General features: G+C 61.1%; 15 protein-coding genes and 2 tRNA genes. 11 read left to right on the forward strand and 6 right to left on the reverse strand.

What is annotated here, in order from left to right; translation table 11 throughout:
- Positions 1-550: 550 nt before the first annotated feature.
- Positions 551-1,111, forward strand: a complete 561-nt coding sequence (locus K4G67_RS13080) for a hypothetical protein (RefSeq protein ID WP_239806808.1) — start codon at positions 551-553, stop codon at positions 1,109-1,111.
- A 259-nt stretch (positions 1,112-1,370) separates the two neighbouring features.
- On the opposite strand, the gene K4G67_RS13085 is transcribed toward K4G67_RS13080, so the two are convergent.
- Positions 1,371-2,663: an AAA family ATPase gene (locus K4G67_RS13085; RefSeq protein ID WP_239806809.1), complete on the reverse strand. Its 1,293-nt coding sequence runs from the start codon at positions 2,661-2,663 to the stop codon at positions 1,371-1,373.
- 254 nt (positions 2,664-2,917) lie between these two features.
- On the opposite strand from K4G67_RS13085, the gene K4G67_RS13090 reads away from it, so the two are divergent.
- Positions 2,918-4,291, forward strand: a complete 1,374-nt coding sequence (locus K4G67_RS13090; RefSeq protein ID WP_239806810.1) for a transposase — start codon at positions 2,918-2,920, stop codon at positions 4,289-4,291.
- A 220-nt stretch (positions 4,292-4,511) separates the two neighbouring features.
- Positions 4,512-5,273 carry a helix-turn-helix transcriptional regulator gene (locus K4G67_RS13095; protein WP_239806811.1) on the forward strand — a complete coding sequence of 254 codons (762 nt, stop codon included), beginning with the start codon at positions 4,512-4,514 and terminating at the stop codon, positions 5,271-5,273.
- Here K4G67_RS13095 and K4G67_RS13100 read toward each other — a convergent pair whose 3' ends face one another.
- On the reverse strand, positions 5,274-6,587 hold the full coding sequence (locus K4G67_RS13100; RefSeq protein WP_239806812.1) for a tyrosine-type recombinase/integrase: 1,314 nt from the start codon (positions 6,585-6,587) through the stop codon (positions 5,274-5,276). It abuts the gene before it with no gap.
- A gap of 158 nt (positions 6,588-6,745) precedes the next feature.
- Positions 6,746-6,835: transfer RNA gene (locus K4G67_RS13105), tRNA-Ser, on the reverse strand.
- Between the two features lie 143 nt (positions 6,836-6,978).
- Here K4G67_RS13105 and K4G67_RS13110 point away from each other — a divergent pair.
- The 7 genes from K4G67_RS13110 to K4G67_RS13140 all read left to right on the forward strand — a co-directional run bounded on the left by K4G67_RS13110 (position 6,979) and on the right by K4G67_RS13140 (position 13,509).
- Complete coding sequence (locus K4G67_RS13110) at positions 6,979-8,019, forward strand: lytic murein transglycosylase (RefSeq protein ID WP_420830041.1); 1,041 nt, start codon at positions 6,979-6,981, stop codon at positions 8,017-8,019.
- A 31-nt stretch (positions 8,020-8,050) separates the two neighbouring features.
- Positions 8,051-9,277 carry a D-alanyl-D-alanine carboxypeptidase family protein gene (locus tag K4G67_RS13115; RefSeq protein ID WP_239806814.1) on the forward strand — a complete coding sequence of 409 codons (1,227 nt, stop codon included), beginning with the start codon at positions 8,051-8,053 and terminating at the stop codon, positions 9,275-9,277.
- A complete protein-coding gene (tmk, locus tag K4G67_RS13120; RefSeq protein ID WP_239806815.1) occupies positions 9,274-9,918 on the forward strand; it encodes a dTMP kinase in 645 nt (214 codons plus the stop codon). The genes K4G67_RS13115 and tmk overlap by 4 nt, the downstream gene beginning before the upstream one ends.
- Positions 9,919-10,063: 145 nt before the next feature.
- Positions 10,064-10,627, forward strand: coding sequence for an elongation factor P (gene efp, locus K4G67_RS13125; RefSeq protein ID WP_239806816.1), 564 nt, complete (start codon positions 10,064-10,066; stop codon positions 10,625-10,627).
- Positions 10,628-10,667: 40 nt separating this feature from the next.
- A complete protein-coding gene (locus tag K4G67_RS13130) occupies positions 10,668-11,489 on the forward strand; it encodes an inositol monophosphatase family protein (protein WP_202084868.1) in 822 nt (273 codons plus the stop codon).
- Positions 11,490-11,546: 57 nt separating this feature from the next.
- Positions 11,547-11,630, forward strand: a tRNA-Leu gene (locus tag K4G67_RS13135).
- Between the two features lie 85 nt (positions 11,631-11,715).
- On the forward strand, positions 11,716-13,509 hold the full coding sequence (locus K4G67_RS13140; RefSeq protein WP_239806817.1) for an SLC13 family permease: 1,794 nt from the start codon (positions 11,716-11,718) through the stop codon (positions 13,507-13,509).
- 5 nt (positions 13,510-13,514) lie between these two features.
- Here the strand turns inward: K4G67_RS13140 and K4G67_RS13145 are convergent, their stop codons facing one another.
- On the reverse strand, positions 13,515-14,234 hold the full coding sequence (locus tag K4G67_RS13145; protein ID WP_239806818.1) for a winged helix-turn-helix domain-containing protein: 720 nt from the start codon (positions 14,232-14,234) through the stop codon (positions 13,515-13,517).
- Between the two features lie 25 nt (positions 14,235-14,259).
- Here K4G67_RS13145 and K4G67_RS13150 point away from each other — a divergent pair, with 25 nt between their 5' ends.
- The gene (locus tag K4G67_RS13150) at positions 14,260-14,541 is read left to right on the forward strand and encodes a hypothetical protein (RefSeq protein ID WP_239806819.1); all 282 of its coding nucleotides are present in this window, start codon (positions 14,260-14,262) and stop codon (positions 14,539-14,541) included.
- A gap of 57 nt (positions 14,542-14,598) precedes the next feature.
- Here K4G67_RS13150 and K4G67_RS13155 read toward each other — a convergent pair whose 3' ends face one another.
- Positions 14,599-15,693: a DUF475 domain-containing protein gene (locus K4G67_RS13155; protein ID WP_239806820.1), complete on the reverse strand. Its 1,095-nt coding sequence runs from the start codon at positions 15,691-15,693 to the stop codon at positions 14,599-14,601.
- A gap of 53 nt (positions 15,694-15,746) precedes the next feature.
- Positions 15,747-16,622, reverse strand: a complete 876-nt coding sequence (panB, locus tag K4G67_RS13160; protein ID WP_239806821.1) for a 3-methyl-2-oxobutanoate hydroxymethyltransferase — start codon at positions 16,620-16,622, stop codon at positions 15,747-15,749.
- Positions 16,623-16,636 lie beyond the last annotated feature (14 nt).

Below are 16,636 nucleotides of genomic sequence, written 5' to 3' on the forward strand. Positions count from 1 at the left end.
GGCGTGCGCCTTGATCAATCAGGCACCGCCACATCGCCGTCCGAACAACACGAAGCGGTAGCCTCATGAATAGGACGGGCTAGAAGTTTACCTGATTCTGGAATCAAGTCTGCTTGATTTGTGGCAGGATCAATTGAACCGCTCCGATCACAGCTAGCGCTAGCAAGCGCAGCGCATGCCAGAATAACGGAAGATAGGGTTCGCGATCTAATCTGCATAATATTTGCTTTCAAATTTCTATTCTATCGCTTTTGTCGTAGAAGGTTTCCAGTAGGTTTGCTGCTTCAAAACCGCTTAATGGTGACACCCATCAGCGCCGGCAGAAGCGCCCAACCCGCAGCGATGATATTCCTGTTTAATGTTGTCGCTCCGGTTTCGGGAAGATGGTAGCTTTCACGAAATTGGAATATTTTTGCGAGGCCATCCCGCAAAGAATGGCCGTTTTTCGGCTATCCCGACCTAGAAGTTAACGGTCGCAAAACCACCCCATTGCGGCAGAGTTATCGTGTTTGAATATCGTCAAGTAGCGATCACCCAGGGAGACTAATCCATGCTCATTGCGATGATGGCAGGGTTATTGATTACGAGTGCGAACTCTGTGAATATCCCCTGCCCTGAAGTTGATCCTGCCCGGGACTATCATTTGAAAGACGTGTGCGGTGAACTGTCAGAGCAGACCCCCGCCTATTCGGCGACATTCCGAGGAAGCTTGATTCCAGCTCCCGCATCGCAACAGGTGATGGTCTATCGCACGGACGGTGTGTGGATGATGCGGATAGCGGGCTATCGGTGGGAGCGTGGTGGCGAGGTTGTGACGAGGCGTCGTGAAGTAGCCGTGTCGGATGCCGATGCCGAAGATCTCGTCGGGCGCCTCACCGAAACGGATCTGCGCCGCCTTGCTCAATTACCTTATTATGGTTCTAAGGACGTGATCTGCCTCGACGGGGCAAGCCTCGAACTGGCGATCGGCATGGCGGGGCGGAAGTCTAAGGCTGCACAACACAGTTGCGCAGGCAAGACGGAACTGCATCAATTAGCTGCGGCGTTTCGCCAGCTCGCTCTCAAATACGATCTTGAGTTCGAAGGCTTGCTCGCCGGCCTCCGGAATTAGGGCTTTCTCTACAGGGGACTGCGCAAAAGAATGTCGGCTTCCCACCCCATCGCGGCCATAGCGATCATCTTCCGACGACCCTGAACCCTGCCATTCGTCGGCAATGGTCGATCGGCAGAAACTGGGCCGGTTTCGGACCGGTAGGTTTCGGTCGTCAAGTTGCGCGAAACGGACAACGGCATTGCGCTGGTCGAGCGCCTAAGACCCAGCAGCGGCCGTTCGGAGCCGCGGTTTCCCAGATTTCTGCAGCGATCCGTTACTACGACGTGATCGCTTCGTGTTCGTCCTGCTCAAGTTTGTCGGGCGTGTATTGGAACGGCCGAGCGGCAGCGTATGCCTTGAACAAGCTGTCCTTGAACCGGTAGTGACGTTCTCTCGTCTTCTCGAGCACTCCACCGAACTTATCAGACACTAGGTGTCCGACGTAAACAGAGACGGTGCCCGTGTCCATGTTACGTGCTGAAGAGATTTTTGGGTAAACAATGCTCGTGTTGATCTCATCCCGCTCCTCCTCTGCAAAAGCTTTTAAAACAAACTCTCGAACGAAGGAGTGGCCGATTGCCTTAAGATATGCTGCCTCTTGAACCTTCGCCGTGCCCTTGTTTGCAATTTCAGCAAGGACGTCACGTGCCAATGCTTCGGTTATTAACCTCTCACCTATCGACACCGCACGGATGAGACAATGCTTTCCCAGCAAATGCACGTAGTAGGGGTGCCCCTTTGCAATCTCGATGATCCAGTCTTGCGCATCATCACCGAAGGCGATGTCTTCTTCTATTAGCGCCTGATGAGCATTGTCAAAGATAGCCCGCAACTCAACGGCGCTCATAGGGGGCATTTCAACGCAGCCGTCAGATATCTGGCGAACGATTGATTCGTGACCAGCGATCAGTTCTTGTGGCGTGGTTCCCACTCCAACAAGCGCGAATTTCACGCGTGGATCAGCCCCGCGAGCCCTAACTACGGATGGTAAATCGTCTCGATTCCTAATTCGGTCTACCTCGTCGATGATGAAGAGGATGCCAGAAACCACGCCGGTAGAAAGGATATGTGCGATCGCATTGCCGAAGGTAGAGTATAAATCCTGCTCGACGGCCTCACGTTCGAGGGTGTCACTGTTGGTTAACTTGCCGGATATCGCGAGTACCTTAACATTAAGACTAGCCCCAAGCTCGCTGCCCGCCGTGGTCTTCTCCACCTTGAAAGGGATCCAGGGCGCGAGCGCATCGTCGTCAGTAAGGAGCCGAAGGATTAGCGCGCGCAGATCAAGCACGCTATCGTCGCATTCGATATTGATAACAAGATAATCGGGCGTCGTAGGAGGTTTGAAGTTCAGTCGGTCGATGACCGTCTGGTCTCCCTGAGCGATCGCGGCGAGCTGCCTCGCCAGTGACGATTTACCCACTCCACGGTTGCCATAGATGACGATCTGAGTGCCCTCGGACTGAAGAGCAATTGAAACAGCGTCGAGTTGCTCTTGGCGCCCAGCAAATCGAGCTGGATCGCCAATTGCAAGTGCCGGCGTAAATACGTTCATTATGTCGACCGGCATTGCGTCCTCATTGACTGTTCCGCCTAGTTCTGTCCGATATGCTTCCTCTCCGCGATAGTGGCGATCCTGACAGATGTACAGGGTCGCCTGCCCACCCAATCGCGGTCAGCCATGCTGGCCTAAAAACGGCCGCTGTTGCCACCGTCGCTTGAGCGATCGAATGACCGAAGTTGGAGCGTATTCTGTTGAAAAACTCCGCTTGCAGATCGGCTAACCTGCTGATTCAGTGATCCTCACGAGCAGGAGATATGCTGATGATGGGCGAGCGGACGGTGATGCAGGAGGCGCTGTTCTACAGCTTCCGCATCGAGGATCATGTTCCGGGCGATCACCTGCTGCGTTCGATCGACCGGTTCGTTGATCTCGATGGCATACGCGAGCACCTGAAGCCGTTTTATAGTTCGACCGGTCGACCATCAATCGATCCCGAGCTGATGATCCGGATGCTGATAATCGGCTATTGCATGGGCATCCGGTCGGAACGGCGGCTGTGCGAGGAGGTGCACCTCAACCTCGCCTATCGCTGGTTCTGTCGTCTCGATCTCGATGGGGCGGTGCCCGACCACTCGACCTTCTCGAAGAACCGACACGGGCGGTTTCGCGACAGCGATCTCTTGCGCCAGCTGTTCGAGATGACCGTCGAGCGCTGCATGGCCGAGGGACTGGTGGGTGCCGAGGGCTTTGCGGTCGATGCCAGCCTGATCCGCGCCGATGTCCACCGCCAGCGTTCGGTGCCGGGCGAGGAAGGGCTGCCGCCCAAGGCCGCGGGGCGGGCGGTTGCCGAGTATCTGGAGGTACTCGACGATGCAGCCTTTGGCGGATCAACGCCAGTAACGCCCAAGCGGATCAACCTGACCGACCCGGCAGCGCGGTGGACCGCAGCTACGCGCGAGCGGGCCTTCTACGCCTACTCGACCAATTACCTCATCGATCTCGACCACGCGGTCATCGTCGATGTCGAAGCAACGACCGCGATCCGCCAGGCCGAGGTGCTCGCCCAGCGTCGGATGATCGAACGCACGCAGGAGCGGTTCGGCCTTTGGCCCGAGAAGCTGGTTGCCGATACCGCCTACGGCTCCGCGCCGAACCTGGCCTGGCTGGTCGAAGACCGAGGTATCGAGCCGCATATCCCGGTGTTCGAAAAATCCGCGCGCAACGATGGCACGTTCGCCCGATCGGACTTCATCTACGACCACGAGGACGACAACTATATCTGCCCGGGCGGCAATCGCCTGCGACGGTCTAACCGCAACTTTAGCACCCCGCGCAGCGGTGTCGATAAGGATGGATCAATCCGCTACCGCGCGCGGCAGCAGGACTGCCAAGCCTGCACCTTCCGGCAGCTCTGCACGCCGAACATGGCCGCGCGCAAGGTGACCCGCTCGATTCACGAAGGCGCGCGCGATATGGCCCGCGATATCGCCACGACCGATGCATACCTCGTCTCATCCCGGCAGCGGAAGAAGGTCGAAATGCTGTTCGCCCATCTCAAACGCATCCTCAAGCTGGACCGCTTGCGCCTGCGCGGTCCGAACGGAGCCAAAGACGAGTTCCACCTCGCAGCCGCAGCCCAAAACCTCCGCAAACTCGCCAAGATGAAGCCGATCCCGGGCCTCGCACTCAGCTGAGAGAAGCGGCAAGTCCGCTAACCTGCTGGCAGCCGCAATCCTCTGCCCGCAACAGCAGCGACTTCTTCAACAGAATAGAGCGCGAAGCAGCCGTCCCCAGCAGTCTGAACGAAGGTCCGCTTTCAGGTTCGCGCGAAGATAGCAGCGATGACCGAAGTTGGGGCGCAAAGCCGCCATTGATACTTTGTCATGCAATGTGCGATACATCGTTGCAATGACGATGAACATTGAACCCTGGTCGCCGTATCTTGGCGGCACTTATTTGCCTTCCAAGGGTCGGATCACTTTGACCGCTGCCTTTGCCGATGTCGTATCGCTACTTGCGGGTTTTCAGGCTTATGAATTGCCCGAGATATTCTCCGCACCAGAGGATGATGGTAAGAACGATGCATGCCGCCACCTCGTCTGTATCGACGCAGAAACGATGGCAGAGCAATTTATCGCCGGAAGAATTGCGACTTTCGCCCGCCCCCTGAACGGCGGGGAGGTAACGCCCATCGATAGCGCGTTATGGGAGATCGACAATCCATTGCCACGCTTTGCGACTGGGACGTTCAACCTAGAATGCTGGATGAATCCGCAGGCTACACCGACCCATCGCATATTCGTCGACAGCGAACAGTTCGACGATTGGCTGGCGAAATTGAAGCCGTATGGCCCTTTGTCCAATCAGCAGATCGAAGAAGCAACCAATTCGCAGCTACGTGCACGGCGCGCGGTTGCCCGTCGGAATTTGGTTGCTGTACCCAAGGATACGGAAAATTCCGTCGCGCAAATGCCAGCGAATAGGGCGAGTTCGGAGATAGAGCTTATCGATATCAAAGCAGTTTCGGACATTATCAGTCTCAGCCGCTCGACGATCTATGCCCGCATTCAGAACGGGCAGTTTCCTGATGGCATCAAATTGGGCAGAAGCACTCGCTGGAGGAAAAGCGATGTTCTGCTGTGGGTCGAAGAGCAGGCTGCTGGACAGACGCACTGATCAGCGCCGTTTGCGTCGAGGGCTATCGATTATCTCATCATACGGCATGGCCCCTGCCATGATGAGGTCGGCCCAGCGTTGTGCCAGTTCGCGTCGTCTTGGCATGTACTTCGCGCGATTATAGCGCAATTCGCTGGCGCTCATGCCCGGCGGCGTATGTGCCAGCATCAGATCGAGGATCATCCGATCCGCCAGCAAACGCAAATCCTGTCCCAGTTCGCGTTCGGCCTGTTCGTTCATGATCGTCGAAAAGCTCGATCGCCAACCATGGGGAACATGACGGCCTTTGTATCCTTCGCGGTTGTAGAGGTAACCGATTGCGTTCTCGCTTATCGGCTGATGCACCGAGCGAGTACCGGGAAACACATAGGGCGCCTGGCCGGTGAGGCAGCGAACGGCGCATAGCGTCTCGACAGCCTGCGTGGAAAGCGGAACGGGATGGTCGAAAGCCTCGTTGCTGCGCAGATGGAGTTCCTGCTTGATCTTGTCAGCCGGCACCTTCCACATTGCTTCGGATTGTTGGCTATTCGGGTCATCCCAATCGATGCCGCCGATCTCGTTCCACTGCAAATTGCGGACCATTCCGGGTCGCTGCGCCGTCAAGGCGAGGAACCTGCCAGCCAGACGGGTTACAGGCGATGCACCTGCGCGGTCGATGTCGGTCAGAAGCGTGCGTATCTCATTGAGATTGACCAAGGCAGGATAGCGTTTCGATGGCGGCAGTGGCTTCAATGCCCCGTCGATCCCGACTGCCGGGTTTTCCAGCCGAGCACCATGCGCATTGGCATAATCGTATATCTGCGCCACGCGCTGCTTCACCCGGCGGGCGGTTTCGATGGCCCCCCGGTTCTCGATAGCCCGAAGCACCGACAGCAGCAGCGGCTTGTCGATTTCGTCCAGCGGCATCGTGCCGAGACCGGGAAAGATATCGCGTTCCAGGCTAGTAATGACATCGTTTGCATGCACCGGCTTCCATTGTGGCGACTGTAATCGGTGCCATTCACGGGCGCATTGCTCCAGCACGGGCACGCCATCGCGGCCGCCCACAAGCTTTGCCCGTTTCGACGTATGACGGGGATCACGTCCATCTCGCAGCAGCTTGCGCGCATCGTCCCGCTTTTCGCGGGCATTCGCCAATGAGGTTTCAGGATAGACCCCAAGGGTCAGCAGCTGCTCTTTCTTGTCGAACCGATATTTGAAACGCCAGCTTTTGTGATTCTTCGGTGATACATGCAAAAAAAGCCCGCCGCTGTCGGAAACCTTGTAGGCCTTGTCCTTTGGACACGCTGCCCGCACCGCCTTGTCCGTAAGCATCCGCTACCCCCAAATCGCGTTCTCGCTACCCCCAATATACCCCCGAATGCACTCGGCTAGGGGCGGATAGGGTCGGACGCCATTGGAGCCATAAACAGCAGAATTGTAAAGGGTTGGACGGCTTCCTGGACGGTATCGGACTGCATCAAACAGCCCTTTGGCGGAAGCGGTGGGATTCGAACCCACGATACGGTTGCCCGTATGCCAGTTTTCAAGACTGGTGCCTTCAACCGCTCGGCCACGCTTCCACATGATCGCCATTGTCGTTGCGACAATCGCGGCTGCGTCGCTAGCCAAAAGCGCCGGGTTTGTCACGCCACATCGCGCATCGGGGGGCATTCGTCGCATGTCCCAATTCACACGGCCCTATTCCTGTGCCATGGACCTGAACATGCTGAAAAATCTTCGCGCCGCCGTGCGCTTCCCCTCGTTCGCCGGTGCCGCCGTCGCGCTTTTTCTGGCCGCGCCGTCATCGGCACAAACGCTCACGCAGGCGGGCTTTGATGCCTATCTCGATCAGGTTGCCGCCCGCGCGCGGCAGCAGGGCGTGTCGGACCGCGCGATCGCCGCGGGGCTTTCGGGGCTTACGCTCAATCCCCGCGTGGTCGAACTCGACCGGCCGCAGGCGTCCAACCCCAATTCGGTTCCGCCGCCTTTCGCCCCTTATCGCGAGCGTCATGTCGATTCCGCGCGGATCAATGGCGGGATTCGCGCCTATACCCGCAATGCCTCGCTCTTTCCGGAGATCGAGCGGCGCTATGGCGTGCCGGGCGAGGTGCTCGTCGCGATCTGGGGGCATGAGACCAATTACGGCAGCTACATGGGCGGGTTCGATCTGCCGCGCTCGCTCGCGACGCTTGCCTATGAAGGGCGCCGCCGCGACCTGTTCGAGGGCGAGCTGATCGCCGCGCTCAAGATGATCGATCAGGGTGTCGCACGTTCGCAGCTTGAGGGAAGCTGGGCCGGTGCGTTCGGCAATCCGCAATTTTTGCCGAGCGTGTGGCTGCGCCTCGCCGTCGACGGGGACGGGGACGGGGACCGCGATATCTGGAACAGCAATGCCGATACGCTGCATTCCATCGCCAATTATTTCAGGAGCGCCGGGTGGCGTCCGGGGGAACCGTGGGGCGTGCCCGCCGCGGTGCCCGCAGGGTTCGACATGGGGCCGCAACGCACCGATCTTGTCGCGCCCCGCTGTCCGCGCGTTTTTGCCCGTCACAGCCAGTGGAAAACGGTACGCGAATGGAAGGCGCTCGGCATTCGTCCGCAAGGCGCGATCCCCGACGACAGTTTCGCCGTATTGTTCGAGCCCGACGGGCGCGGGAACACCGCCTATCTGCTGACCTCCAACTATCGCGTGATTCTGGATTACAACTGTTCCAACTATTATGCGCTTTCGGTAGGGCTTCTGGCGGATGCGATAAGGCGTTGATTTGGCGCCGCCGCGCTGATGACGGAATGACATGACCGGAATGACCCTTCGCCGAACGCTTTTCGGCCTGACTGCGGCCGTGGCCGTGGGCTGCGCGCCGCTGCTTTACGCACAGGCGGATCGCGGCGACGGGGCGGGGGGCGCGGCGTCGGTTGCCCCCGTCTCGCCGCCTGCACCCGCCCCGCCGAAAAGCCTCGACGGCGCGCCCATCGCGCTGATGTACGATCTCGGCTCCAACCGGACCCTGCTCGCGCGCGAAACCGACCGGCGGTTCATTCCCGCCTCGTTGACGAAGCTGATGACCGCCTACACCGCGTTTGAAATGGTGAAGGAGGGGCGCATCGCTCTCGATCAGGTCATCACCGTCGATCCCGAAACCGCGCGGCAGTGGAGCCGGCGCGGTTCGTCCATGTTCGTGCGCGCAGGCGACCGGATCACCATCGATACGCTGCTCGCCGGGATCGTGACCGTGTCGGCCAACGACGGCTGCGTCGTGCTGGCAAAGGGGGTTTCGGGCAGCGTCGACGGCTTTACCCGTGAAATGAATGCCCAGGCGCGCAAGCTTCGCATGACCGACAGCCATTTCAATACGCCCAATGGCTGGCCGGACGAGGGGCGCACCTATACCAGCGCGCGCGATCTCGCCAAGCTGACGAAGGCGATCCTGACCGATCATCCCGATCTCTACCGCCGCTATTTCGCGATGGAGGAGTTCAGCTTCAACGACATCACGCACAAGCATCACAACCCGATTTTGGGCGCGGTGGCGGGCGCGGACGGGTTGAAGACCGGCTTCACCAACGAGGCGGGCTATGGCTTTGTCGGTTCGGCACAGCGGGATGGCCGCCGGCTCATCATGGTGGTTGGCAACACCGAAACCTCGCGGGAGCGCAAGGAGATCTCGCGCGAATTCATGGAATGGGGTTTCGATGAATGGTCGGCAACGCGATTGTTCGGGAAGGGCGCCGAAATCGGCCGGGTCAAGGTGCAGGGCGGCAGCCACACCAGCGTCGCGGTTGCCGCGCCCCGGCCCGTCTTCGTCACGACCCCCATCGGCAACGCGCCGAACCCGTCGGTCCGCATCGTCTACCAAGGTCCGGTCGTCGCGCCGATCCGCAAGGGGGAGCGCATCGCCGAACTGCACGTCAAAAACGGCAATGGCAAGGCGAGCCGAATGGATCTTGTCGCGATGGAGGATGTCGCGCCCGCCAATCGCTGGCAGCAATTGCGCAACGGTTTGCTGGGACTGGTCGATTGACGGGGGTTTTCATCGCGGTCGAGGGGATCGACGGTTGCGGCAAGACCGGTTTTGCGAAGGCGCTTGCCGATCATTTGACGCGGCGCGGCAGGGATGTGGTGGCCACGCGCGAGCCGGGTGGATCGCCGCAGGGCGATGCGATCCGCGCATTGATCCTGTCGGGCGCGGATGATTCCTGGGATGATCGGTCCGAGCTGTTGTTGATGACGGCGGCGCGGATCGAACATGTGCGGCGCACGATCCGCCCCGCGCTCGATGCCGGGCGCTGGGTCGTGTGCGACCGATTCGTCGGCTCCACCATCGCGTATCAGGGGGCGGGGCGCGGGCTTCCGGTGGATTTCATCCGCATGTTGCACGCCCGTACGATCGGCGAATTCTTCCCCGACCTGACCGTCGTTCTCGACATTGACGCCGAAACCGGCCTTGCGCGCAGTCGCAAGCGATTGGCCAGCGATGGCAGCGGGGAGGATCGTTTCGAAACACTGACGCAGGAGTTTCACCGGCGCGTGCGGCAATCCTTCCTCGATCAGGCGGCGGCGGATCGCACAGCGCATGTCGTGGTCGATGCCGCCAAACCGCAGGACCGGGTGATTGCCGATGCGCTCGCCGCGGTCGACGCATGGCTCGACGCGCGGGGGTGACGTGGCCGGGCCGCGCCCATGATGGCCCGATAACGCGGGGGCGCCGATCCATGCTGCGCCTTGTGCCAGAAGGTCGCACCGGCTAAGGGCCGCGACATATCCGAACAATCGACATTTTTTTGCAAACCATTCAAGGTCCACACCCATGAAGATCAGCGGCGTCGACATTCGCCCCGGCAATATTCTCGAATATGAAAAAGGCATCTGGAAAGTCGCCAAGATTCAGCACACGCAGCCCGGCAAGGGCGGCGCGTACATGCAGGTCGAGATGAAGAACCTGATCGACGGGCGGAAGACCAATGTGCGTTTCCGCAGCGCCGACACGGTCGAGAAAGTGCGCCTCGACCTCAAGGATTTTCAGTATCTGTATGCCGACGACGAAAGCCTCGTCTTCATGGATACCGACACGTTCGAACAGATCCAGCTTCCCGCCGACCTGCTCGGCGATGCGGCCGCCTTCCTTCAGGACGGCATGCAGGTCACGCTCGAAATGTATGACGAACGCCCGATCAGCGTGGCGCTTCCCGAACAGGTCGAGGCCGAGGTCGTCGAGGCCGACGCCGTGGTGAAGGGGCAGACCGCCTCGTCCAGTTACAAGCCGGCCGTGCTCGACAATGGCGTGCGCGTCATGGTTCCGCCCCATATCGAAAGCGGCACGCGCATCATCGTCGATGTGTACGAGCGCAGCTATGTCGGCAAGGTCAGCTGATCTTTCCCTTACGTCCCTGATTTGAAAAGCGAATAGTAGAATGGCCCTTTCCGGCATCATCCGCGTCATGGAACGCGCCGCGCGCAAGGCGGGTTCGCGCCTGCGCCGCGATTTCGGCGAGGTCGAGCACCTTCAGGTCAGCCGCAAGGGACCGGCCGATTTCGTATCGAAGGCCGACCGCGCCGCCGAACGCACATTGTGGGACGAACTGCGTGCCGCACGGCCGGGCTGGGGCTTTCTCATGGAGGAAGGCGGCACGATCGAGGGCGACGACGACAAGCCGCGCTTCATTATCGATCCGCTCGACGGGACGACCAATTTCCTTCACGGCATGCCGCATTTCGCAATTTCGATCGCGGTGCAGGAGCCCAAGCTCGACCGTAGCGGCTGGGGCGAGGTGACCGCCGCGCTGGTCTATCAGCCGATCACGGATGAAAGCTTCTGGGCCGAAAAATCGCGCGGGGCGTGGCTGCACGATGCGCGGCTGCGCGTGTCGGCGCGCCGCGATCTTGCCGATTCGCTGATCGCGACGGGCACGCCCTATGGCGGACATGGCAATTTCGCCGAATGGTCCAAGATCGCCAATGCCATCGGCCCGCGGGTGGCCGGGCTGCGCCGGTTCGGTGCGGCCTCGCTCGATCTCGCATGGGTGGCGGCCGGCCGTTACGAAGGGTTCTGGGAAAGCGATCTCAGCCCATGGGACACGGCCGCCGGATGCCTGCTCATCCGCGAGGCGGGCGGTTTCGTGTCCGACTGGAAGGGGCGATCGCTCCCGGTGTGCGACAAGACCGTCCTGGCCGGGAACGACGCGATCCATTCGCGGCTGCACAAGCTTCTCGTCGGCGCGCTCAAGGGGGATTGATGCGCGCAGCCCACCCGGCTAAGGCCGGTTGGCATCGTCTGTATCGCAGGCGGTCATGCCCCTGTGGCGGAATGGTAGACGCGAACGACTCAAAATCGTTTGTCGCAAGACGTGCCCGTTCGAGTCGGGCCAGGGGCACCATTTCATGTAAGGGCGAACATCGCCCCCTGACGGATCGCGGTGCCATATGGCGCTTCGCGTCGCAGGGTGTTAGGACTTTTGGGCTATGCCGGGCTTACCGTCCTATCACGCCGCCGCCGCGATGGCGTTGACGATCGCGATGTTCGTCGCCTTTGCCCGCGGGCGGATCAAGACCGAAATCGTCAGCCTCGTCACCATCGCGATCATCGCGCTGGGCCTGTATTTCTGGCCGCTCGATTCCATCGACCGCAATGCCGGGCTCGCCGTCGCGTTCAGCGGTTTCGGCCACCCGGCGCTCATCACCATTTGCGCGCTGATGATCATGGGCCGGGGGCTCGTGGTCACAGGCGCGCTGGAGCCGGCCACGCTGTTTCTCGACCGGGTGTGGAAGTTCAATCCGCAGGTCGGCATGCTGGTCTCGCTCATGCTGGCGATGGGGCTGTCGATGATGGTCAACGACACGCCGGTGCTGGTGCTCCTGCTTCCGGTGTTCGTGCAGCTTGCTGAACGCGGCGCGATGCCCGCGTCCAAAACGCTGATCCCGCTCAATGCTGCGGTGTTGATCGGCGGGATGGCGACGACGATCGGCACGTCGACCAACCTGCTCGTCGTGTCGATTGCCGAGGATCTGGGCATGCCGCCGCTGCGCGTGTTCGATTTCACGCCGATAGTATTGCTCGCCGCGCTGGTGGCGATCCCCTATCTCTGGCTGGTCATGCCGCGGCTCCTGCCGGACAACGGCCTGACCGCGATGCGGACGAAGCGGCGGTTTTCCGCAACGCTGCGTATCGATGAGGACAATGAGCTGATCGGCATGACGCCGAACGACCTTGCCGATCGCCTGCCCGAAGGTTTCGCCTTCGAAGGGCCGCAGGACCGGCAGATCACGGCGAGTTCCCGCATTCCGGTAAGCGGCACGCATCGCGCGCTCGAAGAGGCGATGCGCATTTTCAAGGGGCGGGTCGCGCCGGCCTGGGTGGTGGAACGTATCCGCGCCGCCGCGCGTCGGCAAAAGCTCGACGTGATCGTCGTCGAAATGGCGATTACCGCCGAATCGCGTCTTGTCGGGCTGACCATTCCGTCATCCGGCGTCGCGGGGCAATTCGGCGTCGCCGTGCTGGGCATTCATCAGCAGACCAAATCGGACGATCGCGGCCGCCACGAATATTCCGAACTCACGCTCAAGGTCGGCGATGTGCTGCTCGTCATGGGGTCGCTCGCCGAGATCGAGGAATTTGCAGAGACGGACCGGCTGCTCCTGCTCGAAGGGGCGAAGGAAGTGCCCCGCCGGTCGAAGGCGGTGCTGGCCGCCGCGATCATGCTCGGCGCGGTTCTTTCGGCCAGCATCGGGCTGTGGCCGATCGCGGTGTCGGCGCTGGGCGGGGCGATCGCGATGTTCGTGACCGGCTGCGTCAAGTTCGACCGGGTGGGCCGCGCGCTATCCGCCAATGTCATCGTGCTCGTCGCGGCGAGCATCGCCATCGGACGCATCATCCTCGAAAGCGGGGCGGCGGAGTGGCTTGGCCTGGTGATGTCGGCGGGCCTGCAATATCTGCCGGCCGCGGGCGTGTTGGTTGCCATCATGCTCTTCGTGACGCTGCTGACCAATTTTGCGTCCAATGCGGCGGCCGCAACCGTCGGCACGCCGATTGCCTTCAACATCGCCAATACGCTCGGCTTGCCGCAAGAGCCGTTGATCCTCGCCGTGCTGTTCGGCTGCAACCTGTGCTACGCAACGCCGATCGCGTATCAGACCAACATGCTGATCATGGAGGAGGGCGGCTACGACTTTGCCGATTACCTTCGGACCGGCGTGCCGCTCGTGCTGTTGATGGCGACGACGCTTTCGATCCTGCTCGTGATATTCTACGGGATGTAGCAGCCTTACGCGATGGTATGGCGCGGCGTTCCATCGCCAAGCCGGTATCCGACACCCGGCTCGCTCAGTATATAGCGCGGCATGTCCGGCTCCGGTTCCAGTGCATGCCGCATGTGCCCGATCGCCACACGCAGATATTCGCGCCGGCCCGCCGCCTGTTCGCCCCATGTTCGGGCAAGCAGCGTTTCATGCGTGACGAACCCGCCGCGCGCTGCCCATAATAGCGCGAACACGCCTGCGCCGCGCTCTCTTAACACGATGTCGCGCCCGTCGATCCGTACCGTTGCCGGCGGCCGGAAATCCAGGCCATCGGGCCGGGCCGTCCCGTGGTTCAAAAACCGGAGCCGCGCGCGCAGGTCGGCCGGTTCGACAGGCCCGCTTTGCAGGAATTCGTCGACGCCCTGATCGAGTGCGTCTTCACGCTCCCGGATTTGCGCGGCGGTGGCGAGCGCGAGGACGATACGTCCCTCGCCGCGCCGTGCCGCGATGCGCCGATCCGCGTCGGGGAGGGACAGGCTCACGCAGGACAGGGCCGTTGGCACGGGAATGGGGGGAAGGGCGGCCATCGCGGCGATCCATTCCTCGCGCTCCTGCGCGGTGGTGTCGGCAAGAATGTCGGGGGCGGCCTCCATCCGATGCTTGTCCGACGAACAGGCGTCGAGCGCAACGAAATTCCGCGCCTTTGCAATGGTGCGGAACGCAAAGCCCCTGTCCGTAGTTTTCAAGCACTGCATAAACAAGGAGGCCGCCATGGTCGAAGAACGCGTCACCGAAACCCGCACGCCCGAAGGCAACACCCATACGCATACCGAAGTCTATCACGACAGCCCCCGCAAATCCGGCGGCGCGGGTTGGGCGATTTTCGCCGTGCTGCTTCTGGCGGTGCTGATTGGCGGATTTTTCCTGATGCAGGGCAGCGGGGCCGAAGTTGCCAAGGACAACGCCATTGCCGAGGCCGCCGGCGATGTCGGCAATGCCGCGCAGAGTGTGGGCGATGCGGCGAACGACGCCGCCGACAATATGGCTAACTGAACCTTCCGCCAAACCGCCGATGGACCCGCCGTAATGTGCGGCGGGTCCGGATGCGGATCAGGATGAAACCGGACTGCCGGACGGACCGGCCTGCGCATTGGCCTCCGCGGCGTCCTCGGGATGTTTGCGTGCATGGCGGATCGACCAGAACAGCGACAACCCGATCAGTGTTGCGCCGATCAGCCCGGTGATGGTTTCGGGGATATGCACGACCGCGGATGTCAGCATGATCGCGCCCAGCACGATAATCGCCCAGAACGCACCATGTTCGAGATAGCGATATTGCGAAAGCGTGCCCGCCCGCACCAGGTGAATGGTCATCGACCGCACGAACATCGCCCCGATCGACAGGCCAAGCGCGATGATTAGCATGTTGTTGGTCAGCGCAAACGCCCCGATCACCCCGTCGAAGCTGAAGCTGGCGTCGAGCACCTCGAGATAGAGGAACCCGCCGAGGCCGGAACGTGCGGCGCCCGATGCGGCATTGTTGTCCGCCATGTCGAGCAGCGTGCCGATCGCCTCAACCAAGATATAGGTGAGCAGGCCCAGCATGCCCGATGCCAGAAACGTCAGCGCCTCCGCATCCGGAAGCGCCAGCGAGATGAGATAGAGCGCCAGCACCAGAACCGCGATAGCTGCCGCATCAATATTCGAAACCTTGGCAAGAAAGCGTTCTATCACACTGATCCAATGCACTTCCTTGTCCGCGTCGAAGAAGAATTTCAGCCCCACCATGGTGAGGAACGCGCCCCCGAAACCGGCAATGCCGATATGCGCGTCGGACACCAGCGCCTCATAGGTTTCCGGATCGTTCAGTGACAGGTTCAACGCCTCGATCGGGCCGATACTGGCCGCGATCGCCACGATGGCGAGCGGGAACACGATACGCATGCCGAACACCGCAATCGCGATGCCCCAGGTAAGAAAGCGCCGCTGCCATTTTTCGTCCATGTCGCGCAGGACCGTGGCATTGACCACGGCATTGTCGAACGACAGCGATATTTCGAGGATCGAGAGCACCACCACGATCCACAGGACCGAAAGCATGCCCGACACGCCGTCGCCCTGCGCAAATCCGAGCCATACGGAAAGCGCCAGCGCCACGAAGGTGAAAAGGAACGAGCCTTTGTAATGGGCGAAAAGTGTCTGCAAGACGGTTCAACCTGAATAAGCGTTGCGATAAAAGCGCAGGAGCGGACCGGCGTTCACTCCGCCTTTGCGGGGTAGATCTGTTCCGGACCGGGAAATTCGCGGGCGCGCACGTCGCGCGCGTATTCGGACGCTTTTTGTGAGATGATGTCGGCGATATCGCCATATTTCTTCACAAAGCGCGGCACCCGTTCGAACATGCCGAGCATGTCTTCGGTGACGAGAACCTGCCCGTCGCACCGTGCCGATGCGCCGATCCCGATCACAGGCACCGCGACCGCAGCGGTGAGCGCAATGGCGATATCCTCCACCACCCCTTCGGCAACGACGGCAAAGGCACCGGCCTCGGCGACGGCGCGGCCATCGGCAATGATTTTTGCCTGCTCCGCCTCGCTTCGCCCACGCGCCATGTACCCGCCCAGCGCGTTTACCGCCTGCGGCGTCAAGCCGACATGCGCCATCACCGGAATACCCCGCGCGATAAGGAACGCGATGGTGTCGGCCATCGCCGTTCCACCCTCCAGCTTGACGGCGGCGGCGCCGGTTTCGGCCATGACGCGGCTCGCATTTTCGAAAGCCTGCTGCGGCGATGTCTCGTAACTGCCGAATGGCATGTCGACCACGACCAGCGCATGATACGATCCCCGCACGACGGCGGCACCGTGGGCGCACATCATGTCCATCGTCACGGCAAGCGTCGATGGCAGACCGTAGATCACCTGTCCCAGCGAATCGCCAACCAGCAGCATGTCGCAATGCGGATCGAGCAGCTGCGCCTGCCGCGCGGTATAGGCGGTGAGCATGACGAGCGGTTCCGCCGTCTCGCCATCCTGCTTGCGCCGGGTGATCTTCGGCACGGTAAGGCGTTTCATCGGCGCCGGCGTCGGCGTCGCCCGGCTCGTCGAGGTGTCGATCTGAAAAGTCGTGGACATGGTTGCGGCTTTTA

The sequence above is a fragment of the Croceicoccus hydrothermalis genome, from assembly GCF_022378335.1.
In the GTDB taxonomy this organism is placed as follows: Bacteria; Pseudomonadota; Alphaproteobacteria; order Sphingomonadales; family Sphingomonadaceae; genus Croceicoccus; species Croceicoccus hydrothermalis.